The organism is Ruegeria sp. HKCCD3925, from assembly GCF_057221175.1.
The window spans coordinates 408309-433023 of sequence record NZ_JBWVBI010000005.1; the positions used below are offsets into that span (position 1 = coordinate 408309).

Annotated in this window: 17 protein-coding genes; 9 read left to right on the forward strand and 8 right to left on the reverse strand. The window is 53.7% G+C overall.

What is annotated here, in order from left to right:
- Window positions 1-2: 2 nt before the first annotated feature.
- Window positions 3-245 (reverse strand): zf-TFIIB domain-containing protein, encoded by a 243-nt coding sequence (locus AC2TEM_RS14820; RefSeq protein WP_170423852.1) that lies wholly within the window; start codon window positions 243-245, stop codon window positions 3-5.
- Between the two features lie 440 nt (window positions 246-685).
- Between AC2TEM_RS14820 and AC2TEM_RS14825 the strand changes: the two genes are divergently transcribed.
- Window positions 686-1021: a hypothetical protein gene (locus AC2TEM_RS14825; protein ID WP_170423854.1), complete on the forward strand. Its 336-nt coding sequence runs from the start codon at window positions 686-688 to the stop codon at window positions 1019-1021.
- A gap of 111 nt (window positions 1022-1132) precedes the next feature.
- Here AC2TEM_RS14825 and AC2TEM_RS14830 read toward each other — a convergent pair whose 3' ends face one another.
- Entirely contained in the window at window positions 1133-2137 is a 1005-nt protein-coding gene (locus AC2TEM_RS14830) for an AraC family transcriptional regulator (RefSeq protein ID WP_170395978.1), read from the reverse strand.
- 124 nt (window positions 2138-2261) lie between these two features.
- Here AC2TEM_RS14830 and AC2TEM_RS14835 point away from each other — a divergent pair, with 124 nt between their 5' ends.
- The 4 genes from AC2TEM_RS14835 (at window position 2262) to AC2TEM_RS14850 (ending at window position 7584) form a co-directional block, all read left to right on the forward strand.
- Window positions 2262-3674 carry an amidohydrolase family protein gene (locus AC2TEM_RS14835; protein ID WP_480856278.1) on the forward strand — a complete coding sequence of 471 codons (1413 nt, stop codon included), beginning with the start codon at window positions 2262-2264 and terminating at the stop codon, window positions 3672-3674.
- A 26-nt stretch (window positions 3675-3700) separates the two neighbouring features.
- Window positions 3701-4465: a DUF3299 domain-containing protein gene (locus AC2TEM_RS14840; RefSeq protein ID WP_170423856.1), complete on the forward strand. Its 765-nt coding sequence runs from the start codon at window positions 3701-3703 to the stop codon at window positions 4463-4465.
- Entirely contained in the window at window positions 4462-5640 is a 1179-nt protein-coding gene (locus AC2TEM_RS14845; protein WP_170423858.1) for a carbohydrate porin, read from the forward strand. The genes AC2TEM_RS14840 and AC2TEM_RS14845 overlap by 4 nt, the downstream gene beginning before the upstream one ends.
- Window positions 5641-5709: 69 nt before the next feature.
- Window positions 5710-7584, forward strand: a complete 1875-nt coding sequence (locus tag AC2TEM_RS14850; RefSeq protein WP_170423860.1) for an amidohydrolase family protein — start codon at window positions 5710-5712, stop codon at window positions 7582-7584.
- A 185-nt stretch (window positions 7585-7769) separates the two neighbouring features.
- On the opposite strand, the gene AC2TEM_RS14855 is transcribed toward AC2TEM_RS14850, so the two are convergent.
- On the reverse strand, window positions 7770-9044 hold the full coding sequence (locus AC2TEM_RS14855; protein ID WP_480790304.1) for a PIN-like domain-containing protein: 1275 nt from the start codon (window positions 9042-9044) through the stop codon (window positions 7770-7772).
- 258 nt (window positions 9045-9302) lie between these two features.
- Here AC2TEM_RS14855 and AC2TEM_RS14860 point away from each other — a divergent pair, with 258 nt between their 5' ends.
- Window positions 9303-9608, forward strand: a complete 306-nt coding sequence (locus AC2TEM_RS14860; RefSeq protein ID WP_480790303.1) for a hypothetical protein — start codon at window positions 9303-9305, stop codon at window positions 9606-9608.
- Between the two features lie 1064 nt (window positions 9609-10672).
- On the opposite strand, the gene AC2TEM_RS14865 is transcribed toward AC2TEM_RS14860, so the two are convergent.
- The 3 genes from AC2TEM_RS14865 to AC2TEM_RS14875 all read right to left on the reverse strand — a co-directional run bounded on the left by AC2TEM_RS14865 (window position 10673) and on the right by AC2TEM_RS14875 (window position 13245).
- Window positions 10673-11569, reverse strand: a complete 897-nt coding sequence (locus tag AC2TEM_RS14865; RefSeq protein ID WP_170423864.1) for a DMT family transporter — start codon at window positions 11567-11569, stop codon at window positions 10673-10675.
- A 58-nt stretch (window positions 11570-11627) separates the two neighbouring features.
- Window positions 11628-12251: an NAD(P)H:quinone oxidoreductase gene (gene wrbA, locus AC2TEM_RS14870; protein ID WP_170423866.1), complete on the reverse strand. Its 624-nt coding sequence runs from the start codon at window positions 12249-12251 to the stop codon at window positions 11628-11630.
- Between the two features lie 106 nt (window positions 12252-12357).
- Window positions 12358-13245 (reverse strand): LysR family transcriptional regulator, encoded by an 888-nt coding sequence (locus AC2TEM_RS14875; protein WP_170423868.1) that lies wholly within the window; start codon window positions 13243-13245, stop codon window positions 12358-12360.
- A gap of 1219 nt (window positions 13246-14464) precedes the next feature.
- Here AC2TEM_RS14875 and AC2TEM_RS14880 point away from each other — a divergent pair.
- Entirely contained in the window at window positions 14465-19582 is a 5118-nt protein-coding gene (locus AC2TEM_RS14880) for a RecQ family ATP-dependent DNA helicase (protein WP_480856279.1), read from the forward strand.
- 239 nt (window positions 19583-19821) lie between these two features.
- On the opposite strand, the gene AC2TEM_RS14885 is transcribed toward AC2TEM_RS14880, so the two are convergent.
- Complete coding sequence (locus AC2TEM_RS14885; RefSeq protein WP_170423872.1) at window positions 19822-20223, reverse strand: XRE family transcriptional regulator; 402 nt, start codon at window positions 20221-20223, stop codon at window positions 19822-19824.
- A 140-nt stretch (window positions 20224-20363) separates the two neighbouring features.
- The gene (locus AC2TEM_RS14890; RefSeq protein WP_170423874.1) at window positions 20364-20819 is read right to left on the reverse strand and encodes an Lrp/AsnC family transcriptional regulator; all 456 of its coding nucleotides are present in this window, start codon (window positions 20817-20819) and stop codon (window positions 20364-20366) included.
- A 115-nt stretch (window positions 20820-20934) separates the two neighbouring features.
- Here AC2TEM_RS14890 and AC2TEM_RS14895 point away from each other — a divergent pair, with 115 nt between their 5' ends.
- Both AC2TEM_RS14895 and AC2TEM_RS14900 read left to right on the forward strand, forming a co-directional pair.
- A complete protein-coding gene (locus AC2TEM_RS14895) occupies window positions 20935-22134 on the forward strand; it encodes a methionine gamma-lyase (protein ID WP_170423876.1) in 1200 nt (399 codons plus the stop codon).
- A gap of 14 nt (window positions 22135-22148) precedes the next feature.
- Complete coding sequence (locus AC2TEM_RS14900) at window positions 22149-24521, forward strand: 1-deoxy-D-xylulose-5-phosphate synthase N-terminal domain-containing protein (protein ID WP_170423878.1); 2373 nt, start codon at window positions 22149-22151, stop codon at window positions 24519-24521.
- Window positions 24522-24715 lie beyond the last annotated feature (194 nt).

Genomic DNA, 24715 nt, shown 5'->3' on the forward strand with positions numbered 1-24715 from the left:
TATTAGAAGTCAAACAGCTCATCCAGAAAGCCGCCGCGTTTCTTCTTTTTACGGTATCCGTGATCAGATCGGTCATCAATACCCCGCTGCGGCGGTGGCGGCGGCGTATGGTCGGCAGAGCGATCGATGATTTTGTCCAGTTCTCCACGGTCCAGCCACACGCCACGACATTGCGGACAATAATCAATCTCGACCCCGCTCCGCTCGGTGATTACCAGCTGAGTTCCATCAATCGGACATTGCATCAGACGCTCTCCTTTTTCTGTCCTGAACAGATGGGAGCGCGCGCAGGGTTTTTCACCCTACTGCGACCGCACGTCCCGCTATGGGCAAAGCTGTAGGGCAGAGTTGGCCCGGTCCCGCGCTGCCCCCTTCAGCATTGGAATTCACAAATTGAGGTTCCAAATGGTTGCCATGACGAACCCTAAGAAATTTCTCAGCAGCTGATGGGTGCATAGACCCATTGTCTCTGTCTTCGAGCCCTCAATGCTGGGTTGGATACTCCCCAAAACGCGATGGAAATGTGCTTAGGGCTCACCTCAAAACGCAGGCGAAACCCAAACGTGAATTGGTCTAACGAGATGCGTGCAACGAGACCGCAGAACGACCCGAGTTTGGACAAAATTCCGCCCAAAATCGTCAATAGCCGCCGCAGTGCAACAGATCGAATACAGATTGGAAATCAATGAAAAAGGCAGCTCTTCTTCTTGCCCTACTGCCCGCAGCCGCATTCGCTGAGGAGCGGGTGTTTGAATGTGAGGCACCGGATGCGGAACACCCGGAAATGGCCGCTCGGCTTGTGAAGTATGATGGCCAGCAAAAGGGCCACATCACGATCGGGGATATCGACAAGGATGTGGATGTGTTTCCCGGTCTCGACACCCTGACCTATCTGTATGTCGGTGAGGATTACACGCTGAATTATAACGTTCACCCTGAGAAGGGCACGTTTGATTACTCTGCCTCTGGCAGCAAGTCAGGATGGGGCAAGGGAACGTGCGTAGAGACCACGGGCCAATAATGGCGTTCGAATAGAATGGTTTAAGGCGCGGTCGAGACGGCAGTCTGGTCGCGCCTTTGCTTTTGTTGCGAGGTCGAGTTCGCACAGCTGATCCAAGCATTTGCAACATAATTACGAACCCAGGCGGAACTTGGTCGGTGTCATTCCGGTCTGGCCCCTGAAAAAGCGTGTGAAATGGGATTTGTCGGAGTAGCCGAGCATTAGACCGATCTCAGCTATTGTCATTTTGTCTTCTCCGAGGTGTTCCTTGGCGACATCGACACGCAGCCGTTTGATTTCGCGGGGCAGCGTTGTGCCTTGTTGCTGAAGCGCTTTCAGAAACCGTTCCGGCTGTATTCCCAACAATCCAGCCACCACCTCTGGTCCCAAATCGGTTTCATCCAGCTTATCGCGTAAAACAGATCGCAAAGCAGCTACTACGGTTACTTCTTCATCTTGTCGCGGTGAGGCGATGGGCTTGGCAGAGCCCTCAGAGACATGGTGCAAAAACAACCATTCTACAGGGAAGCTAATCTGCATTCCGGGATCGGTCCCAAGGCCGACCTCGATCCCTTTGTAATCGATAGGTAGTCCGTTGATGTATCTGCTTTCCCATCGCACACGAGAAGAATCCCAGGCATCTCCGACGACGGTCTGCAATAGGCGTACATAGATTGCGGCACCAAAACCGGTCACCTGAATCGGCGGTACAGTAGGCTCTTGTTGTCTTTCGATTCGATAAGTCGCTTTGTCCGCTTCTACGACAAGGCTGTGTCGCACAGAATTGGATTCCTGCGGTACAAGCCCCACGAAACGGGTAAAGAACTCGAACAGCGTCTTTGTCGATTGCAGGGCCTGAGCGAACGGAGGCCACTCTTGCAGGTCAAACGTCTCCCCTACTTTCAGGCCAAGGTATCGATCTCCTGACACTTCTGAGAAGGCATTTACCAAACCATAGACCAACTCTGAATGCACGAACACGGCTGGGTCAGACAACAGTTCGGCTTTCAGGCCGACCTGATCCAATGCTGGTTGCGGATTGATCTTACGTTCGGTGAGATATTGTAGGAACGGAGCAGCTAAGGAGAGGCGAATAAAGCCCTCGCTATGCTCTTGAGAGGTGGAGTTGAAAGGCAAGCTCGTCACCCTTGTCTGGATTAGTTTTAAGAAGTGGCCATTTTTTCAATCACATTCGAACATCCTAATTCGAAAGTGGCAACCGAGCCAAGATTTTCCGGACTACAGTTTGCAAAACACGAATATGAAGGGAGTACTTATGTCCGGCCTACGATTGTCCCTTTGCTCGACGGTAATTGTCGCTGCAGCTCTTTCTTTTCCAACGTCCGCGCAGGCTCAGGATCAAGAAGAACCCCAAACGCTGTTTACCAATGTGCATGTCTTCGATGGCGTGAATGAACAGCGTATCGAGAATGCCAGCGTATTAGTCGAGGGTAATCTGATTAAGGCCGTATCAACCGATGCGATCGATGCCCCCAACGCCACGGTCATTGACGGAGAGGGACGGACACTGACCCCCGGGTTTATTGAACTGCACGCGCACCTCATGCTGATGGGGCCGACGTTACCTGCGATGGAGGCCAACACAACGTGGGAGGACTTTGCCATACACGGTGCACGGATGGCCGAGATGTATTTGATGCAGGGCTTCACCACAGTCAGGGATGCGGGTGGCGCCAATGGCGGGTTACGTCGCGCAATTGACGCAGGCCAAATTGACGGCCCGCGTTACTTTCCATCTGGTGCATTTATCGGAACGCGAGGTGGTCACGCTGACTTCGCGAATTTCACCGCACCGCCCGGGTCTGAAACAAACATGAGCAGGCTGAACTTGGCGCAGGAAATTAGCGGTGTTGATGACGTTTACAAGTTCGCACGCAACAATTTCCGCATGGGCGCGACGCAGTTGAAGTTCATGCAATCTGGTGGCGTCGTATCGGCCTTCGATCCGTGGCAGTTGCTGGCTGGATCGCCTGAGGAAATCAAAGCTGCGGTGCAGGTGGCAAACGAGTATGGCAGCTATGTCATGGCGCATTCCTATCGGAAGGAAGCAATCCTGAGCGCGCTAGATGCGGGTGTGATGTCGATCGAACATGGCTTCTCGTTTGACTGTGAAATTGCCCAAGTCATGAACGAAAAAGGGGCATACATTACCACCAACCTGACGGCCTTCGATCCCGGATTGCTAGATATTCCGGCAGTGGCAAATGTCCCGTCGAGTCTTGCTAAGGCAAAATCCGCCTCGGCCACATTTGCGGGCTACATCGACAATATGAAGGAATGCCCGGTGAAGCGAGGGTTCCAGACCGACTGTGTTGGTTCGGTCGAGGCATGCAATATCCAGATTGCCTACGAGAAGCACCTGAACAATGAGTTTTTTGGACCCTACACGTCGATGGTGACGTTGACATCGACGGGTGGTGAGGTGGTCGCTTTGTCAGGTGACTTTATGAACCCGTATACCGCCGGAAAACTGGGCGTTATCGAGGAAGGAGCTTATGCGGATATCCTGCTCATCGATGGTAACCCACTTGAAGACTTCTCGGTTGTTGGCACGGGTGATCAATGGTTCGGTGCCGACCCGAGGCCTGAAAGCCCAGATACGATCCGCCTGATCATGAAGGACGGCGTCATCTATAAAAACACACTGGATTGACCTGTCTGAACAGCCGGAGAGTATTTATGCGACATTGCTTCCGCTCCGTAGTATTCGCAGGGTTGGTTTGGTGTGCTCATCCTGTCATTGCGACGCCAGGAACCGCGTTAGACTGGTCTGACCTGCCTGACCCGTCCGCGCAGGTCTTTGAAGACCCCTATCGCGAACTTAGCGCTGAACAATTCGACGATGTCCTTTACGTCGTACGACTGCGCGGCAGATTGCAGCGGGAATCTGGTAGCGATGAAGAAAGGCAGAAATGGCAAGAGCTTCTGACCGAGACTGAGGATGCCTTGGTGGCAGATGGTATTGATGTCGACTGGCTACTCGATCAGCGAGAGGTCGTAACAGAACGTCGAAGAAAGGCTGGTACAAACGGAAATCCGCAATTCGACGGTCAAACAATCACACTCGCGGGCTTTGCCATTCCCGCTCCGAGTGATCCGGACGGGCGACCTGTCGCGTATCTGGTGCCGGAACGCGGGATGTGCAGTCACATGCCTCCACCTCCGCCCAACCAAATGATCCGTGTACGGCTGAACGGCGACTGGACGCCCAGCTATTTCCACGAACCCGTTCGGCTGACGGGCACTTTGACCATCAATCCTTCTGTTCAGAACATGATGGTTGTGGACGGCCTTATGCCTATGAATGCGACGTTCCAGTTGGAGACGGAACGTGTCGAAACTCTGGAGACTGAAGCAGACAGGCTTGAATGGAGGCAGCGCGCCGCCGATCGCATCCGGGCGGCGGGAGCTCGCAAGACCAGCGGGGCAAAGACGTCTGAATGATAAGACTTCTGTTTGGCGCATTGAGTATTGCCTTTGCTGGCGCAGCGTCGGCCCAAGGACTATCCGGACCATCTTCGGTTGAAGCTGATCTAGAGCCCGGAGATGGGCTAACCGATCCGCAATACCGTTCCGATTTTCCACGCAATATCGCACCAGGTTGGTTTCAGTGGAAAGACCGACTGGCCGAGGACGGTTTTCGCTTCAATATTGATTACCTGGCATTGGGCCAATCCACGAATGCTGATCTTGGAACCGGCGAAGCGGCAAGCGGAATTGCGCGTTTTTACGGTAGTTGGCAGGCAACTGAACGCGGCTCTTTGACATTCAAGATCGAAGATCGGCACAGTTACACTGATGTTGCCCCGCAATTCCTCGGGCTGGATGGCGGAGCACTTTCGATCACTGGGACAGCCTTCAACGATAATGGTTTGCTGCTGACCAATCTGTTCTGGACGCAAAGGGCCGAGAACGGCGCGTGGACACTGCAAGTCGGGCAGATTGATGTAACGGACTTTGTGGACATTTACGGGTTGGTCAGCCCATACAGCGGTTTCCAGAACCTGTCTTTCAATACCAACCCGACTATCAACACACCCAATCAAGGCCTTGGCATTGCCGGTGGGGTAAAGCTGAGCGAAAACTTCTACGCTGTTGCGAGCATCTCAGACGCAAACGCCGACCCGTCTGATCCAAACTTTGATGTGTTTAGCGATGGCAATCTCTTCAAGTCACTCGAGCTTGGTTACACCTCCGGCTTTGATCGCATCTACTTTGACAATATCCATTTGACCCTTTGGCATGCGGATGCAGCCGACGATGGTAGCCGCCCTGAAGATTATGGGGCTGCCTTCTCAGCGGCTTGGTTTGTTGGCAATAAATGGATGCCATTCTTCAGGGCAGGGGCCTCAAAAGGGACAGCGGCGCTTTATGATCGGTCCGTTTCTGCAGGTCTGGGATATTACGGTCGTAATACCGATCTGGCCGGGCTGGGACTGAACTGGGCCGAGGCAAGGGGCATAGACGGTGATCAGTTCACGCTCGAAGCATTCTATCGTTTTTCAATATCACCCGGGCTGCAGATCACGCCATCACTGCAGTTCATATCTGACCCGCTGCTGAACCCCACGCAGGATAGCATTATGCTGTTCGGTCTAAGAACTCGGATCGTTTTCTGAGGTGGGGCGAAAGCAGACTCCAAAAACAACAAAACATTCAGTTTTGTCGATAAAAGGGAGGATCCATCCATGCGTACCTTGTTTCTGGCGGGCACGTTGTCTGTTTTTTCGACACTAGGCGCCGCGCAGACTTACGACATCGTCATTCTCAACGGTCGGGTCATGGACCCGGAAACCGGGTTCGACCAGATTGCAAACGTTGGAATTAGCAACGGCTGGATCACTGCGATTACCGACGAAGATATTAACGGCAGCCAGACCATCGATGCGACAGGGCACGTTGTGTCACCCGGATTTATCGACCTTGAGCAACACGGGTTGGACCCTTGGGGTATAAAAGTAAACCTTAGGGATGGCGTCACAACTCAAATGGATTTTGAGGTCGGAGCCGCTAACATTGATGAATGGTATGAAGCACGAGAGGGCTCAACGCAGGCAAATTATGGCACGGTGGTTGGACAAGAATTCGCACGGATGCGGGTCCATGACGGGCTCGTGCTTGAAGGTGGAGATATAGACTTCCGGAACTTCTTCGCACTGAGGGCACAATCTGTGGAAGACGGCGTCGAGGGGTGGTCTTCTGTACCAAGCAACCGTGAGCAGATGAACGAAATCACTGCCCAGCTGGATGAGGGACTACGTCTTGGAGCACTTGGTGTGGGATCGACCATTGGTTACGCCCGCGAAGGTATTACCACCTATGAGATGTTCGAAGCACAGCGGGCTGCGGCGCGTTACGGTAGACTGACTTCCGTCCATCACCGATTTCATCCCAGTGCTTCGACGCCGACAGAAACACAGACGGGTGTAAATGAAATCTTGGTCAATGCGATGGTGCTTGGTGCCCCGCTGCACATTCATCATGACAATGATTATGGGTGGTGGGAAAATCAGGAAAAGCTCCAGATGGCCCGCGACCAAGGCTACAACGTCTGGTCCAGCTACTATCCCTGGACCGCCGGATCGGGAAACTACGGAGCCTCGATCATCGCCCCCGAAAATTGGGAAGGTTCGATGGGGTACAAATACGAAGACACCATCTTTGATCCCCAACTCGATCGCTTCGTTACAAAAGACGAGTTTTTGAGCTTCGCTGAGAATGAACCGGGACGGACGGCAATTGTTTTTAGCCCGCCAAGGGAGCAATGGCTGAATGATTGGATCACCATCGCAGGCTATGGCATCTCGGGCGACGGTATGGCCGGGCTAGACATCGAGGGCAACTTGATGAGTTGGGATGCTCCTTACGAAGACTATGCCGGGCATCCTCGGTCAGCAGGCAGCCACGCGCTTGTCTTGAGACTGGCTCGCGAAGCGAATGTGCCGCTTATGCTCACACTCACTCAGCTAAGTTACATCCATGCGAAGCGCTTAGGTGACACAGGGTTGCGAGCAATGCAGGTGCGTGGGCGTATGCAAGAAGGCATGGTCGCGGACATCACGATTTTCGACCCGGAATCTGTGACCGAAAAGGCGAACTATACTCTCGGTCAGCAAGGTCTTCCGTCAGAAGGCATTCCGTACGTGCTCGTTAACGGAACCCTTGTTGTTAACAACAGTGAAGTTCAGCGGGATATTTATGCCGGACAGCCGATCCGGTTTCCAGTCGAGGACAGCGGACGTTTCGTTCCGGCTGGTCGCGAGCAGATCATGGGTATTCTCACGCCGGATACCGGCACGGCCCGTCCAACACTGCTCGATGATATCACTAATAGTGAAGCCAATATCGCACCTGTTGATCCACCAACTAATCAGTTTGCATCGATAGAGCCCACCGACCCCTTTGATTGGTTTACTCCTCGCAACGGTCTAGATGACGGTGCCCTGTTCTTTTGCGTCGTGCATGCTCGCTTCGAGGAGCGTGCAACGGTAAATCGTGATTATGCGAAGGCCATGATGTCTAAAACGGGCGGACTTAGAGGTGCTAGTCGAGTAAGACCTTGATCCATTGTGGGGAAAGGATGGTGGGTGATGAGAGACTCGAACTCCCGACCAATTTAATAAAATCAATAAGTTAGAGTGTGTTTTGTAACGCTGTAACGGGGTGGATTTTGTGACAGATGACGTAACAGAAATTAGCCTATATGACGCGGATTTAGTCCCAACCAAACAGAGCATTTGCGATCAACTCAGCGAGGTTCAAACACAGATTTTAGCCGCTTCAATCTATCAAATGTGATTTGGTGGTGTTTCCACAACTCACTTCTCAGCAAGGCCAAGTCGGCGTAATCATTGCTGCTATTTGGACTATCAATCTGCGCCATCTCAGTTTCTAATTCATCAATCTCAGTTTCTGTTTCAGTTATCTCATGTTCTAGTCTAGCAATTTCCGCTTTCAAAAAATCTGGAATTTTGCCGTTAGGCTCAATTCTCAAAGCGTTTCTCGATTGCTTGCTTGTCGCCTCCCCAATGTCTGCCAGTGCATTCCATAATGGCAGATGGTTTTTTGTTCTCAAACTGTCAGCGAACTCATCACGACCAATACCTCGAAGTGCGTTGTTTAAAATCCCTTTAGGTTCGGCGACTACACGGGCTTCATGTTCGGTCTTCACTTCTTTTATTGTCTTGGCGCTCAGGCTGCCCTGAAGCCGCTTTTGTGCATGCTTTAAGAAGCTCTCAGGAGAATAGATCAGGATATTTTGTCCAGTCTCTCTACAAAACTCACTAATAAGTTCCGGTCTTGGTCCAACTGTCTTGCCTGACGCAATCTCCCACCAGTCTTCTTTTTGGTCATCTGTAACAACAATCAGCGAATGGTCGTCCGATTTAGCCTTTTGGATTGCCTGCCTCCACCAGATTAAATCGCCGTATCTGGATCGTTGAGCGAACATTGTGTTCAAGTCTTTGTGCTTTGATCCATCCATATAACCCGGAGGGATTTTCTCCTCGTAGCGAGTTTTGCCTTCTTCAAAGAGCTTCGATAATTCATCATCGGTGAACGGATCACCTACAGATCCGTCGAAGATGTTAGCGATTTCTTCTTTGATTTTGTCTTGGGTTATTCGTTTGATCTGGCCATCTTCGCCATCTGACAGTTCTTTCTCAATAGCCAACAGTGCAGCGTTCAGCCCCTCAAAACTGCCTTCAGAAATGAATGGGTGGGCCTTGCTGCCTTCGAATTTAGTCCTGATTTGAGTAATGGCTTTTGTAGTGTCTTCATACGACTTTATTTGATCTTTGATCACGTTTGTCCGGTTATCTAGGAATTCCCGAGCACATTGTTCCGGCAACCAGCATCGTTCACGGATTTTGCCCAGGAATGTCAGAAATTCAGTTCTTGCCGAGTCTGAGTAACGATACAGGTTCAGTAGCACATTGGCATCAAACACAAAGGTCGCTGATTGCCAAAGCTCGTCGATGGTTTCCTTAGTTTCGCCGAAATGTCCCCGGAATTTTGAACGCATGAGCGGCCTCTAGAATCTTTTTCGGAACTCTGATCTGGCGCGTAGGAAAGTGCAACCCAAAGAAGAAACCCGACAGCTTGCATCGGCGGGTGGATCGTTCATAGGGCAGCAACTGGGGTAGTTACAGCTGCCACTAACCGACCTTAAACGGACCAAATGAAACACTTTCAGTTGCCTGTCGATTGGTAAACTCTGAACCGGGTTGCGTATAGTTGGATATGGGTCCAAGAGTGCGACAACAATTAAGGATTGATTATCGTGAAGAAACTTCTCGCTCTCGTAATTTTGGCAGGCTGCACTGAAATGACCGATTACTACCCTGATGCGCAAACCGTGGAAATCGACGGGCGCATGTTTTTCGTGGCCCCGCAACCACGCAATGGGCCGGGCGTTTATCTGGCTGGTCCAAACGAGCCCTCCGGTTCTGAGGTTTTCTTGTCCTCGGACATGACCTTGCCGGTTGCCAACGTGGCGGCGATTGAGGCAGTGACAGGCTGCCCGGTGTTGCGCGAGACCATCCGCAATGTGCAGACGGGGACAACATTCGCAGCGGTTCGGTGTTAATCTGAATGTAGAAACCGCGAACCCGCCAGCGTGCACCGGCGGGTTCGCGCCCTCCGGTTCTGTTTCTTCCGCCTGTAGAAGCATGAAATGCACGTAATGAATGACTATCAAAAATCCCTGCAGAAATAGGACTTTCCCCCCAGGACAACACAAACCTTTTCTGTGATGTCCTGGGGGAATAATCTGCATATAACAGGTGGTGAAGAGCTTCTGACACTAGGTGGCTTCCATTGACCTAGCAGCGCTCCGATCCCGGCTTTGCGGCCAAGCGGTTACAGTCTTTCGACTGAGCAACACGTCCGGCTTTCCTCCAACCTAGACGTGACCGGTTGTTGTGACCCGGATCTAAGCCCGATGCACATTGCAACCGTCTTTCTGTGCCATTTCGTCATACGACTGGCGGCAACCACTTGGGGCGTCCGATGCTTTCCACCGGGGAGCGATCCAAAGTGATCTTTCCTGCACCTTCCAGATAGGTGACTCGCTGCCCGGTCATTTTCCCGGCGCCGGCGTTTCTTGTTGGTCTGGTATGAGGTGTCAAAGAACATAGGCATTGAAGCACGTTGTTCTTGGCTGACTGCTTGCTGCTTTGTGCTGCCGTAACGGCCTCTTAAAAATACCAAAATTCAGCTTCGCCCACAAGGCGATTTCCAGGGCGAAATGCACTTTTATCTTTAGCACGAGAGTTTTGTGTTTGGCACAAGGGGCCAGTAGATGTGTATAGAACACGCGCGCTATGCCGCAGTTTCCTATGCGCATCAACAAGCCGGCTGGGACGCTCACTGGCAGCGTCCAACGCAGTTTTCGACGCAAGACAGCACTGATGTTATAAAGCACGCCCTGAGCGCCCTCAGCACTTAGCGAGTTCGGCCACAATGTGACCATTGCTACAGGAGGTTTGGACCGTCCGGATACTGCTGACCCAGAACCCATCCCCTCAATCATCCGTGGGGAAACCTAGGACTTCGATATTCTAGGGATCTGGCGAACGGGCATGAGCCAGGCGCTGAGCCATTCCTCGCCCGCTTGCGTCATTGGGCCTAATGTTTGCGACTCGGCACCCATTAGACAGATCCAGCTGTTGCTGATCTCCATTTTTTCAAACCCAAATAGTCCCTTCGGCTCACGCTCTGGCCAACCACAACAGAACCAATAACTATGGCTGCTCCTAAAGACTGAGTGATGCTAAGCGTTTGTCCCAGGTATACCCAGCCGAGCGCGACGGCAGTCAAAGGACTCATCACGCCAAGCATCGAAACTGCACTAGGTTCAAGGCGCGCTATCCCACGAAACCAAAGAGCATAGGTTGCTGCAGCACCAATCAACCCAAGCCAAATCAGGCCGGCGACATTTGTCGCGCTGAGCGCAGGTAGAGGCGGCTCAAGAAACAGAGCGACTGGCAGCAGTATCAAACCACCGGCTGTTAATTGCCACGCAGTGAAACTAAGCGCCGAGACCGGAGGTTGCCATTTCCGACTGAGAACAGTGCCAGCAGCCATTGACGCGGCTCCTCCCAAACCCGCTGCTATACCGATCCAATCAAGTTGTGCTTCTGGTCCGATCAGCAGCAGAGACACACCCATTACGCCAGTCGCGGCGGCGCCGAGAGCACCAAGTCGGATTGGGGTTCCCAGCCATCCCCACGCCATCAAAATCACGATCATCGCTTGCAACGATCCTAGGGTGGCGGCCACACCACCGGGCAACCTATACGCAGCAACGAAGAGGAGCACCCAGAACAGAGCGAAATTGAGGCTGCCTAACATGAAAGTTCGACCGAGCCATTCGCGTGGTGGAACGCAGCGCGTCACTGCGAGCAACAACAAGCCAGCAGGCAGAGCTCGTAACGCAGCCAGGGTAATCGGATAGCCAGCCGGGAGCGCTTCGGTAGTTACCAGATAAGTGCTTCCCCATACCGCTGGGGCGAGTGAGGTGAGAAGAATATCGGTTGAGCGTGACATGGTATGTCTCCCGGCTAAGGCGTTTGAGAATTTGAGTGAGACGTCAGAGGCGCGCGGGTTACGCTGCTTCCGCTTGCAGGTTTGATCCAGCGAGGCACGCTGTAATCCTTGCAACATGAGCGCCCTGGAACCGCGCTCCTGCCAGGTCAGTTTCGGTAGGCGTGCGGGAACCATCAGCACCGGCGATCGTTCCGGCACCATATGGTGCGCCGCCAATGATTTCTTCTGATGTAGTCTGGCCAGCAAACGTGTAGGGCATTCCGGCAATCAGCATCCCAAAGTGTTGAAGCGGGACTTGCGTTGTCAGAAGTGTGGCTTCATGCCCACCGTGTTGCGAACCTGTTGATGCAAACACCGCTCCGACCTTACCAACCAGTGCATTCCTGGCCCAAAGCCCACCAGCTTGGTCAAGGAAGGACTTCATTTGGCCAGCCATCATGCCAAATCGGGTCGGTGTTCCCAGAATTAATGCATCATAACTTTCCAGATCTGTCGGCAAGGCAGTAGGTGTATCATCGACGACATAGCCAGCCTGCTGACGGACCTCTTCAGGGACGGTTTCGGGCACACGTCGAACGTCAACTTCAGTGCCGGGAACACTTCTGGCGCCTTCAGCTTCGGCATCGGCCAATGTGCGGACGTGGCCATAGCTTGAATAGTAGAGAACGAGAATACGTGACATAGGATACCTCTCAGGGCTGTGACTTGTTCCCTGAGAGAATGGAATTTGTTGCGCCGCCAATTAAGGCGCGCTCTTTGACATCACTCTTTACCTGTATTGAATAATGTCACGATCTGAGAGCCAAGCGTAGATGATCAAGAAAGGCTGTGACCTTGGCGTCCATTCCCAAGCGAGATGCTGTAACGGCGAATACTTCCGGCGCAGGCAGTTCGTGGTCAGGAAGAACTCTCACTAAGGTTCCGCTAGCTTCAGGAGCATCAGAAACGAACTCAGGCAGAGTTCCGATACCTTGCCCCGCAATCAGCAGATCCCGCAAAACGAGGCTATTGCCGACCCGCACGCGCGGATCAAGCTCTAGTGCTGTGACACCGTTGGTGGCCGAGAGCTTCCAGCTCGTCAAATGATCAGCAAGCAAAAAGCCGATGATAGCGTGGTTTTTCAGATCCGCCGGCTGGGTCGGCGTCCCACATCGCTCCAAATAGTCAGGAGACGCAAATATTCTTTGCCGCATCACGCCGATCCGTCGGGCAACAAGTGCCGAATCCGGCATGGCAGCGCGGATACGGATCGACAGATCGAAGCCGCCCTCGACCATATCGATCACCTTGTCGTCCATCGAAAGCGTAAATCGCAAATCGGGATAGGTTTCCAGAAAATCAGGAAGCATAGGGGCGATAACGGTCTGGCCGAAAGAACTTGATGCATTCACCCGAAGATGCCCGCGCACTGCTTTTGAACCATCCCTGATGGTTTGCTCCGTTTTCTCGACCGCGTCGAGTATTCCAATTGCGTCGTGGTAATAAAGGCTGCCGGTGTCAGTCAGTGACATAGATCGCGTCGTTCTGGTGAGGAGGACGGTTCCTAAACTTTCTTCCAGAAGCTTGATTTCTCTGCTGAGAAGCGCAGGAGAAACACCAAGGTCTTCCGCCGCACGGGCAAAGCTACCGCGTTCAACGATACGGCGAAAAGCTTGCATCACTGACAGTTTGTCCAACTCCTGGCCCTCGAGTAGTTTTTTGACCCGCCCAGTTGGGCGCAACGAACTGCAAGTTATACGACCGCGAGACTGGTGCGAAGGGGCGACACGCCTGTGTTTCTTGCGTTGATTTCCGGGCGATTGCCAGAGAATAACCATCGCTCTATTTTCGGCGAGGCTAGGAGTAAGGCGCAATGGCAAAATCTAAGAATCCGCTTACACCGAAAAGTGTTCCAAGCCGGTCGAACAATGAAAAGTCGGATCGCCCTGTCGAGAGCAGGCCTATACCGGTTAGCGACGCTATTAGTGAGCCAACTCGACAGGAAAGACTCATGGCGATTGCAAAAGATGCGGAATGGCGCCTCAAGGGTTCAATGAAGCTACTCTCTTGAAGTCGCAATACGAACTTCCAAAGGAATAACTGCAAATACAATCAAAATGCAGCCTTCATTACGCTTCACCGCAAGTTACCGGCTTCCCAATGAGCACTTGGAAGCAACGGAGCATACAAAAGGTCTGGTAAACACAAGCGCAAATTGGGCTCCGCCCCTGGATACTCCCTCCTACGTTTCCCCTGCGATCGATCTATCACCTTACCTGTGCGTGCTCTCTATAGGGGCTTTCTCTCACACCTCTTCTCCCTGGACACATACGCTCTCTTACCTTTGTCCGCTCTCTTAGGTGTGTTCTCTCTAGGTGCATCAATTACCGCTCTAAGTGTAATTGTCGGTTTCTCTGCTCCGCAGATGCTCAATACACTGCCTGGCCTAGACCTGTGTGTTTGCTCTCTATGAGGTTTTGTCTCAGGAGCGCTGTGCTCTGGCCTGAGCTGTGTCCGTGTTTATTTGTGTGTCAGGTGTTAGCTGGCCTGTTTTTCGTCGCTCAGAGAGCTTTTCTGGCCTTGGTTCGGATGTGTTGTTTTCAGAGAGCCATGTTTTATTGGGTTTCTCTGGTTCAAAGGTTTACATTTTGCTCTGAAAAACTGGTTTTGAGCCGAAATCTGTAAACTTAATGTAAACTTAGTGTAAACCTTTGGCCTGATTTTGGAGTGTTTTTGAGGTCGAAAGGTTTACATCCGATCTCTCGGGATCGGTGGATGTAAACCTTTGTCAACTTTGGGCAACCTCTGCGGTTGCGCGAAATCCACATTACGCAGAGCAATCTGAACCGCATCTTCTTTTTTTTCGGCAATTCGGTAGCTATCAGAAAGAATACAAAAAAGAGAATATGGCGAGCAATGATAACGAACTGTCAGGCGGACATTTCGCGCTTTCTAGAGCGCTGCGTTTCGATTGACCTAGAGGTGGATCCTAAATCCGCTCGGATATTCGCATTCGCTGCCACAACAAACGATGAATCCCGACCCGCTCTAGTTGAAAAAAGCAGCTCCGCCTCAGCACTGTCGCACCTCGACACATATTGTAAAGGTTTCAAAAGTGTCATCGGCCACAACATCTTGCACCACGACCTGCCTCACCTGGCCGCTGCTGCGCCTCGCTTTGCCGCCTTGGCAGAGGCACCAATCGACACACTCTGGCTCAATCCTTTGGCCTTCCCGCGCAACCCCTATCACCATTTAGTCAAACACTATCACGACGGACGGTTGCAATCGGGTCATGTTAACGATCCCGAAAAGGATGCACGTCTGGTTTTCGACGTTCTGCAAAACCAGATCGAGGCGTTCGCCAAGCTAAACACCGCGACCCCAGATGCGCTGACAGCCTATCATTTCCTTGCCACACGTCCCCCACGCAGCGGAGGGTTTGACGCACTTTTTACTGCTGTGCGTGGCACTGGCAGACCCAATGAACAAGAGGCTATTGACGCCTTTCGCCGCCTTTTGGCTGGACAAGTCTGTTTGCATCGGCTCGAACAGACTCTTAGTCGGATGGAAAATCACAACCTCGCCTGGCCCATGGCCTATGCCTTGTCGTGGATTTCGGTGGCTGGCGGTGACAGCGTCATGCCACCCTGGGTCCGAATGCAGTTCCGCGAGGCTTCATTGATTGTGCGCCACTTGCGAGAGGCCGCCTGCAACGATGCCGCTTGCCAGTGGTGTGTCGAAAACAACGATCCTAAACGCGCGCTGGATCGCTGGTTTGGCTTTCCTTCTTTCAGACCCGAACCTGCGGACGAATTCGGTCAGCCTTTGCAGGAACGTATCGTCGCGGAGGCAATGGCATGCAAAAGCGTTTTGGGTATCCTGCCTACCGGAACCGGCAAGTCAGTCTGCTATCAGATTCCAGCCCTTTCACGGTTCGACAAGACGGGTGCGCTAACCGTCGTCATCTCGCCGCTTGTCGCACTAATGGCTGATCAGGTGCAGGGTCTGGCGAGAGCTGGGATATCCTCGGCCGTCACGATCAACGGTCTACTGTCGCTTCCGGAAAGGCATGACGCACTGGACAAAGTGCGCATGGGCGATGCTGCGATCTTGATGATTTCACCCGAACAGCTCCGCAACAAATCAGTTCGCAGTGCTTTGACCCAACGCGAGATCGGCCTTTGGGTGCTAGACGAAGCACATTGCATCTCAAAATGGGGCCATGATTTTCGGCCCGATTACCGCTACGTCAGCCGTTTCATCAAAGAGAATTCCGGCGATGCCCCCGCTCCGATACTTTGCCTTACCGCCACTGCCAAACCCGAGGTGGTGCGCGACATAAGAGAGCATTTCAAAACACGACTGGATCAGGATCTGATCCTACTGGACGGTGGTGCCTCGCGCACGAACCTTTCTTTTTCGGTGCGTGAAACCCAGCGCGCGACGAAACTCGCAGATATTCTGAACGCGATCGAGCAGGGCTTGCCCGCCTCTGGCGCCTCCGGAGCCGTGGTTTATTGCGCGACCCGAGGTGCGACAGAACGCGTGGCCGAATTCCTAAAACAGCAAGGTGTCAGCGCCGAACGTTTCCATGCTGGTCTACCTCCCGAAGAAAAGCACGAGATCCAGGAGCAATTCCGGACCGGCGAATTGCGAGTGATTGCTGCGACCAACGCCTTTGGCATGGGCATCGACAAACCTGACATCCGCCTCGTAGTCCACGGCGACGTGCCTGGCTCATTAGAGAACTACTTACAAGAGGCAGGACGCGCAGGACGCGACCGCGACCCCGCCAGCTGCGTGTTATTGTTCAACACTGAAGATGTGGAACGCCAATTCAGCCTTTCGGCCCGTTCCCGCCTTGCGAGGCATGAAATAGGTGCCATCCTTAAAGCACTACGTCGGTTGGATGTGCGCACTCGAGACGAAGGTAAGATCGTCGCCACTCCGGGCGAGATTGTGCGAGAAGAAAAAGACTTTGAATTCTTGCGTGATAACAACACTGAAGACACGCGCGTAAAGACCGCTATTGCTTGGCTGGAGGAAGCTAGTTTGTTGCGGCGCGAAGAAAACAGTGTGCAAGTCTTCCCTGCTTCCCTACTCGTGCGCGATGTGGATACCGCAGCGGCTTTGCTGGAAAAGGTAGAAATCTCGGGCACTCGACGCAAACAACTGCTGGCAATCGTGCGCCATATCGTTAACACCCCGGTGGGAGAAGGTGTTTCTACTGACGAATTAGCCGGATCTAGCGGGCTATCCTCCGCCGAACTGCGCAAGGCGCTGACCGATCTGGAGGCGATCGGAATTGCCAGCGACGACACCAACATAACCATCTTCGTGCACTCTGGCGTGGCCGACGCGTCGCAAACACGACTGGATCAGGCCGCCCGGCTTGAAGAGGACCTAATCGCCGTTATGCGAGAAATGGCCCCCGATGCCGAACAGGATGAACCGATTCCATTCAACCTCTCTATTGCCTGTCAGGAATTGCGACAGCGCGGCCATGGCGAGGTTCGCCCGGATCTGGTGGAGACCCTGCTGCGCGGTATGGCACAGGATGGGCGTGATACGGAGGGAGGGCGTGGCAACCTTTCTCTGCGTAAATCAGTGCGCGGTAGCATCCTTGTGCGACTTCAACAGTCTTGGCGCTTTATCGCTCAAACCGCAGAGTTGCGCCATCAGGGCGCACAACGCCTGCTGGCGCATCTTCTGACCCTCGTGCCGAAAAGCACACACGGCAAGGACATTCAGGTCGAGACCACTCTGGGAGCGATGCTGTCCACGATTACCGGCGACACGCTTTTGCGCACCAGCATCAAAGACGCAAACCGCCTAATGGACCGAGCACTTTTGTGGATGCATGAACAGCAGGTGGTTACGCTGGGACGCGGGCTGTCAATTTTTCGCCCGGCCATGACGGTGCAACTTGGCTCCAAAGGCGGTGGTTTCACCGTCCAGCATTTTGCACCACTCGAGGAACACTATGACGAACAGACCATCCAAACCCATGTGATGGCAGCCTACGCGGAAAAAGGACTGGAAAACATTGAGACAGCGCAGCGCTTGTCCGACGACTATTTCGTGCTGGAGCAAGACGCCTTCATGCGCCGATGGATGCCGGGGCGGGGGACCGAATTCCGGCGGCAGGCCACTGGTGCCACCTATAAGGCAATTGTCGACAACCTGGGCAATCCGGTGCAGCAAAAAATTGTGCGTGACAACCGGGAACAAACCAACGTCCTTGTGCTGGCAGGACCAGGCTCGGGCAAAACGCGCGTCCTGGTTCATCGCATCGCTTATCTGCTGCGCATCAAACGCGAGGATCCCCGCGGTATCCTCGTGCTGGCCTACAACCGCCACGCAGCCGCTGAAATACGTGAACGCCTGCGCCGGTTAGTTGGAGATGACTCAACCTTAGTAACCGTCTCAACGGTGCATTCACTGGCTATGCGCCTGGTCGGAGCTAGTTTCGCCGGCATTCAAACAGCCGACGTCCCCGATTTCAAAGGTCTATTGCAAAAGGCTGCGGCACTGCTTCGGGGTGATGGTCTCAGCAAGCAAGAGGCCGAGGCGCTGCGTGAATCACTGATACAGGGGTATCGCTGGATTTTAGTAGATGAATATCAGGATATCGGTCCAGATGAATACGGGCTGATCGCTGCTGTGGCAGGGAGAACTCTGGATGATCCCGATCTGCGACTCAGCCTCTTTGCCGTGGGTGATGACGACCAGAATATTTATGCTTTCTCCGGTGCATCGATCCGCTACATCCGCCAGTTTGAACAGGACTACGCCGCAAAACCGGTTTTCTTAACCGAGAACTACCGCTCTACCGGTCATATCGTCGCCACCGCCAATGCCGTGATCGCAGGGGCCGCCGCGCGTATGAAACTTGGCCACGATATTACCGTAGATCAGGCCCGGACGAAGGCTGACGCCGGTGGATCTCTGGCAAAATTGGATCCAGTAGCTCAGGGCCGTGTGCAGATCCTTGAGTGCCCCGCTGGTAATGAAGAGCAGGCTATGGCCGCACTAGACGAGTTGATCCGCCTCTCTCGTCTCGACCCAGATTGGACATGGTCACGCGCCGCGATTATCTCGCGCGATTGGCGAAAGCTGATACCGGTGCGCGATTTTGCCGAAAACCTCGGAATACCGGTTGAAATGGCTAACGAAAACATACCTAGCCTATGGCGGATGCGCGAGATGCAGTCGTTTGTCAAAGCCCTGCGCGAGACACCCTCAGAGCTTTATTCGATCAATCAGTTGACCGAAGTGCTGAACACACTTTCGCATTCGCGCTGGACCGATCGTATTGGTGAAGGACTGGGCCTACTGGCACGCGAGGTTGGATCGCGCAGCCTACCCGTCCCAGACATTGTCGAATGGTTCGCGGAATGGTCCCGTGATAGCTGGGATGAACAAAGAGGGTTAAAGCTGCTGACGGCCCACCGCGCAAAAGGCCTGGAATTTGACGATGTAGTTATACTCGATGGCGGGTGGGAGAGGCCCTCGCGGTCCGAAGATCAGGACGCACCCCGTCGACTGTTCTATGTGGCTATGACACGTGCCCGCCGCAGCCTTGTAGTAATGAGCAACGACAACCATGAATACCTACCAACAGGAGCACCTTCAGTTCTCACCCGTAGCGTGACGCCTGACATGAACGCGTTGCCTGGTCCCCGTCGTTTTTTTCAGGCGGCTGAGGCGCGGATGGTTGATCTTTCCTATGCTGGACGCCTGCATCCAGGCCACTCTTCTCTGAGTGCTGTTAATGCGGCACGCGTCGGCGATGCAGTGTTATTGGTAAAGGACGGCGACCGCTGGTTGCTACACAACGAAAAAGGGCAAGTGCTGAGCCGTATGTCCAAATCCTTCACACCCCCGCCAAATACCAGATTTGATAGGGGTGAAGTCGCCGCTATCCTTACATGGCGAAAGGAAGACTCAGGTGAAGCCTTCCAGCACACTCTCCGCCGCGATGCATGGGAGGTGGTTTTGCCGGAGCTCGTTTTCGTGTCCGTCAACTAGGAAATCACCAACAGTTTTCATGCCTCAAGAGGGATCCAACGAAGCTCAGCACTTCAATCATTCCTCACCGCCGTCATGCTATGGGTTTTCATCGAGCCGCCTGAGGCCCGCATAGACGCCGAAGTAACTGCACCCGGTGCAAAGTAATGCCGGGATCACTTTCATTGCTAACATCGCGCAGGAAGCGCAGCCAGGCGCGTTCGTTAGGAGTCAAATCGTCAGTCTTATCGCACATGGTTTTATCTCCCGAAGATCGCGTTGATCGCAGCCTGGGACCTGCTCGTCAGCCTTGGATCGGTATTATTGGAAGCCTCACGGATCGCTTGCAGCCAGCCAACTTCATTTGCCGTGACGGGCTCCCCGAATACCTCCACGACTGCTTCAGCTGCCGTCCGACCAATTGCCTGCTCCAGAGCGAGCTGCATCACGAAAGCAGGGTCCGCATCAAGCGCAATCGCCAGCGCCGGGACGCGATCGAGTGCCACTTTGGAGCTACCCTGCTTGATCATCGTGATCATGTTCTGGTTCACATAGCCGGCCAGGGTGGCAATCTCAGCCTGGCTCTTGGTCGGTTTCAATTCGAGCACCCTGCGCTCGACGTATTTTGCCAACCTTGTTTTTTCGTGTGGTTTCTTGGTCATCGCTATCCTCTCAGAAGTGATGCAGCAAGCGCTGCATGTCTTTGATATAGCGACGGTGAGAATGGGAAATTGCGGAGGGAAAAAATCAATCAGCTAAAATGTTCAGCCGATTGGCAACAATTCATTCTAACTGGGTCCATCTATCCGGGTGGAAAAATTGCGGTCTTTTTTACCGTTCCATAGACAAAGCTGGTATCGATCGAGGCTATCCCACCGATAGGATGAATTCGGTGACGAATAAATTCCTCGTAGGCTTCGAGATCCGATACCAAAACCCGCAATTGGTAGTCCATTGCACCGGTCAGCACGTGGCATTCAAGAACTTCATCGATCATCCGAACGCGTTTCTCGAAGTTCTGAACGTCCGTTTCGTTGTGTCGCTCCAATCTGATACGCACGAAGACGGTAATGGCCATCCCATACGCGGCAGCGTCAACGTCGGCGCTGTATCCCTTTATCACTCCGTTGGCTTCTAGGTTTTTGACCCGGCGCAAACACGGTGAGGGAGACAGGTTCACCTCGTCGGCAAGATCCTGGTTCGTCATGCGCCCGTCCCGCTGAAGCGCTCGAATGATCTGCCTATCCTTAGCGTCCATTTATCCCTCTTACTTAGCAGAATATGCCAATATAACCACTCATGTTGGTATATTTCGCAACCATTAGCCCAAAGTAAAGGAGCAAACTGGCTTCAACATGAATCAGGAGCTTGCAATGACTCGTTCAACCGGATTTGCCACCCGCGCCATTCACCATGCTTATAACCCGCTGGAAAATGACGGCGCTCTGACACCACCGCTACATTTGACGTCTACGTTTACCTTTGAAACCGCAGAGGCTGGTGGAGAGATGTTCGCGGGCGAGCGTGAGGGTCATATCTACAGCCGTATTTCAAACCCCACATGCGACCTTCTTGAACAACGCATTGCCGCGCTTGAGGGGGCCGAGGCCGGGCTAGCTCTCTCAAGCGGCATGGGGGCGATCACGGCAGTGCTTTGGACCCTGCTGTCGCCAGGTGACGAAGTCATCGTGGACAAAACGCTCTATGGCTGCACCTTCGCCTTCATGCGTCACGGTTTGGCGAAATGGGGGGTCGCGATCACACACGTCGACATGACAGACCCTGAGAACTTGAAAGCGGCCGTTTCTGACAAAACCCGCGTTGTCTATTTCGAAACTCCGGCCAATCCGAACATGCGCTTGGTGGACATCGCCGCCAGCGCCGAAATTGCGCACTCGGTCGGTGCAACGGTCGTCGTCGATAACACTTATGCCAGCCCCTATCTGACCCGCCCGATCGAGCATGGCGCAGATATCGTCCTACACTCCGCTACCAAATATCTCGGCGGGCATGGAGACGTGGTTGCCGGTCTGGTAGTAGGAACCGCCGAACAGATTGCGGAGATCCGCCTTGTTGGGATGAAGGATATGACCGGCGCGGTAATGGCGCCTTTCAACGCGATGCTAATCCTGCGTGGTCTAAAAACACTGAACCTGCGTCTGGATCGTCATTGTGACTCTGCCAAAGTCGTCGCGGACTTCCTCGAAGCGCACCCCGCCGTCGGTGAGGTTTATTTCCCCGGTCTTGAGAGCTTCGCACAGCACGATGTAGCGCAGCGACAGATGTCCCAACCGGGCGCTATGATAGCGTTCGAGATAAAATCCGGTCTGTCCGGAGGAATTGAATTCATGAACCGCCTGATTATGATCCAGCGTGCGGTGTCGTTGGGCGACGCGGAAACACTGATCCAACACCCAGCCTCAATGACTCATTCGACGTATACCCCGGAAGAGCGGGCTGAGCATGGGATAAGCGATGGCCTGATCCGTCTGTCTGTCGGGCTAGAGGATGTCGAAGATATCCTTGCAGACCTAGAGCAGGCTTTGCCCTACCCTGCTCGCAGCGCCGCCTAAACCCGGAGACAACCATGCACATTGATCCCACCCAACTAAAGATCGTCGAACAGCGCCTGCTGTGGTTGTCTCATTGGATGATCCACCATGCCAACCATGTTCGACCAAAGGTGGATGGGATCAAAATCGGTGGCCATCAGGCTTCGTCAGCGTCGATGGTATCGATCATGACCGCGCTCTACTTCTCAGCCTTACGCCCTGACGACCGGGTTGCAGTAAAACCGCATGCGTCGCCGGTGTTTCATGCGATGCAGTATCTCATGGGTAATCAGACACGCGAGAAGATGGAGAATTTCCGCGGATTTGGCGGTGTGCAAAGTTATCCCAGCCGGACCAAGGACATTGACGACGTTGATTTCTCGACCGGGTCTGTAGGTTTAGGTGTCGCGATTACCTCGTTTGCCTCGATCATTCAGGACTACATCAAGGCCAAAAGCTGGGGTTCAGACGCCCCGATGGGGCGTATGGTGGCACTTGTTGGCGATGCCGAACTGGACGAAGGCAACGTCTATGAGGCGTTGCAGGAAGGCTGGAAAAACGACCTACGAAACACGTGGTGGATCATCGATTACAACCGACAGTCGCTGGACGGTATCGTCCGGGAAGGACTGTTCGAACGGATCGAGAAAATCTTCAATGCATTCAGTTGGGATGTCGTGCGCGTAAAATACGGAGTTCTTCAACGCTCGGCCTTTGAAGAGCCCGGCGGCAACCGCCTACGTGATTGGATCGACGCTTGCCCCAACCAGGACTACTCGGCGTTGACTTTCATGGGTGGTGCGAATTGGCGACAGCGTCTCATGGACGATCTGGGGGATCAGGGGGATGTGACTGCCTTGATTGAAAGGCGGACGGATGCAGAGCTTGCAGCCCTTATGGAGAACCTCGGTGGCAACTGCGTCGAGACCATGGCCCAGACATTTGCCGCCATCGATCATGATCGCCCGACATGCTTCCTGGCCTACACCGTCAAAGGATGGGGCACCCCTATTGCAGGCCACAAGGACAATCACGGCGGGCTGATGAACAACAGCCAGTTCGTCGCATGGCAGTCGCATATGGGTGTGCCGAAGGGCGAAGAATGGGAGCCCCTCGCGACGGTGCAAGATCCAGACGTATTCGAAGGTTTTTTGGCCAGCACCCCGTTCTTTGCCAAAGGTCCGCGCCGCTATTTTGATGACAAATTGGATGTGCCGCCAATCGAAATCGACACCAGTCGCGAAATCTCGACCCAGATGGCGTTTGGCAAGATCCTAGACGATCTATCAAAAGGCGACAGCCCATTGGCTGAACGCATAGTGACAACCTCTCCGGATGTGACAGGCACGACAAGCCTTGGTCCTTGGGTGAACCGGCGCAAACTGTTCGCCCGATCCGAGCAAGCCGACGCCTTCATAGAACACCGGATCCCTTCGACGGCGAAATGGGAATTCACGCCGGAGGGGCAGCATATCGAGCTTGGCATCGCCGAAATGAACCTCATGTTGCTTCTGGGAGCGGCGGGTCTGTCGCATTCCCTGTTCGGTAAGCGGCTGATCCCAATTGGCACGGTCTATGATCCATTCGTCAGCCGCGGTCTCGATGCGCTAAACTACGCTTGTTATCAGGACGCGCGCTTCATGCTGGTTGGCACACCATCGGGTGTCACACTCGCACCCGAAGGTGGAGCACACCAATCCGTTGGAACACCGCTGATAGGGATGAGCCAAGACGGGCTGGCCGCATTTGAACCCGCCTTTGCCGACGAACTGGCGGTGATCATGGAATGGGCCTTTGATTACATGCAGCGCGACGGCGAAGGGCAACCGGATGAGCGCACATGGCTGCGCGATGAAACCGGAGGCTCCGTCTATATGCGCCTGACCACCAACCCGATTGAACAGCCCGGAAAACGTGTCGACCAAGAGTTCCGCCAAGGTGCCATTGATGGGGCCTATTGGTTACGAAAACCCGGGCCCAATTGCGAAGTTGTAGTCGCCTATCAAGGAGCAGTCGCGCCGGAGGCAATCAAGGCTGCCGGTATTATTGGCGAAGGCCGTCGCGACATAGGTGTATTGGCCGTGACATCCGCAGATCGCCTGAATGCTGGATGGACCGCCGCTCAACGAGCGCGTTCGCGCGGCAATCGAGCAGCACGCTCTCACATCGAAACCCTGATGTCCGACCTTCCACCACACTGCAAGCTTGTCACCGTTATCGATGGTCATCCTGCAACTCTATCCTGGCTCGGGGCAGTGCTTGGACATCAGACAATCCCCATGGGCGTCGAGCATTTTGGTCAGACCGGAACAATCGGCGATCTCTATCGCCACCACTGCATTGACGCAGACGCTATCCTGGAGAAAGTGAATGGCCTGACCCATGGCAGAACTCTTCACCGTGCATAAGTGGGCTGGATCTGGGCAATAATGCGTGGAACAAACTATCACTGAACATAGACCAAGATAACTAGCGGACCATGTAGACAGTGCTCTTGGGTTCAATGAACCTGCCGAACCTGAACTTGGCTGGTTTGATTGGAGACGACGCCCGAAAAAACATGGCTCCTTTGGTTAAAAATCAATAAGTTGGCCGTCTGCGC

Coding starts and splice junctions, on each gene's coding strand:
- AC2TEM_RS14900 (WP_170423878.1), top strand. CDS start 22,149: ATGCACATTGATCCCACCCAACTAAAGATCGTCGAACAGCGCCTGCTG.
- AC2TEM_RS14845 (WP_170423858.1), top strand. CDS start 4,462: ATGATAAGACTTCTGTTTGGCGCATTGAGTATTGCCTTTGCTGGCGCA.
- wrbA (WP_170423866.1), bottom strand. CDS start 12,251: ATGTCACGTATTCTCGTTCTCTACTATTCAAGCTATGGCCACGTCCGC.
- AC2TEM_RS14820 (WP_170423852.1), bottom strand. CDS start 245: ATGCAATGTCCGATTGATGGAACTCAGCTGGTAATCACCGAGCGGAGC.
- AC2TEM_RS14840 (WP_170423856.1), top strand. CDS start 3,701: ATGCGACATTGCTTCCGCTCCGTAGTATTCGCAGGGTTGGTTTGGTGT.
- AC2TEM_RS14835 (WP_480856278.1), top strand. CDS start 2,262: ATGAAGGGAGTACTTATGTCCGGCCTACGATTGTCCCTTTGCTCGACG.
- AC2TEM_RS14855 (WP_480790304.1), bottom strand. CDS start 9,044: ATGCGTTCAAAATTCCGGGGACATTTCGGCGAAACTAAGGAAACCATC.
- AC2TEM_RS14865 (WP_170423864.1), bottom strand. CDS start 11,569: ATGTCACGCTCAACCGATATTCTTCTCACCTCACTCGCCCCAGCGGTA.
- AC2TEM_RS14850 (WP_170423860.1), top strand. CDS start 5,710: ATGCGTACCTTGTTTCTGGCGGGCACGTTGTCTGTTTTTTCGACACTA.
- AC2TEM_RS14895 (WP_170423876.1), top strand. CDS start 20,935: ATGACTCGTTCAACCGGATTTGCCACCCGCGCCATTCACCATGCTTAT.
- AC2TEM_RS14880 (WP_480856279.1), top strand. CDS start 14,465: ATGATAACGAACTGTCAGGCGGACATTTCGCGCTTTCTAGAGCGCTGC.
- AC2TEM_RS14885 (WP_170423872.1), bottom strand. CDS start 20,223: ATGACCAAGAAACCACACGAAAAAACAAGGTTGGCAAAATACGTCGAG.
- AC2TEM_RS14825 (WP_170423854.1), top strand. CDS start 686: ATGAAAAAGGCAGCTCTTCTTCTTGCCCTACTGCCCGCAGCCGCATTC.
- AC2TEM_RS14890 (WP_170423874.1), bottom strand. CDS start 20,819: ATGGACGCTAAGGATAGGCAGATCATTCGAGCGCTTCAGCGGGACGGG.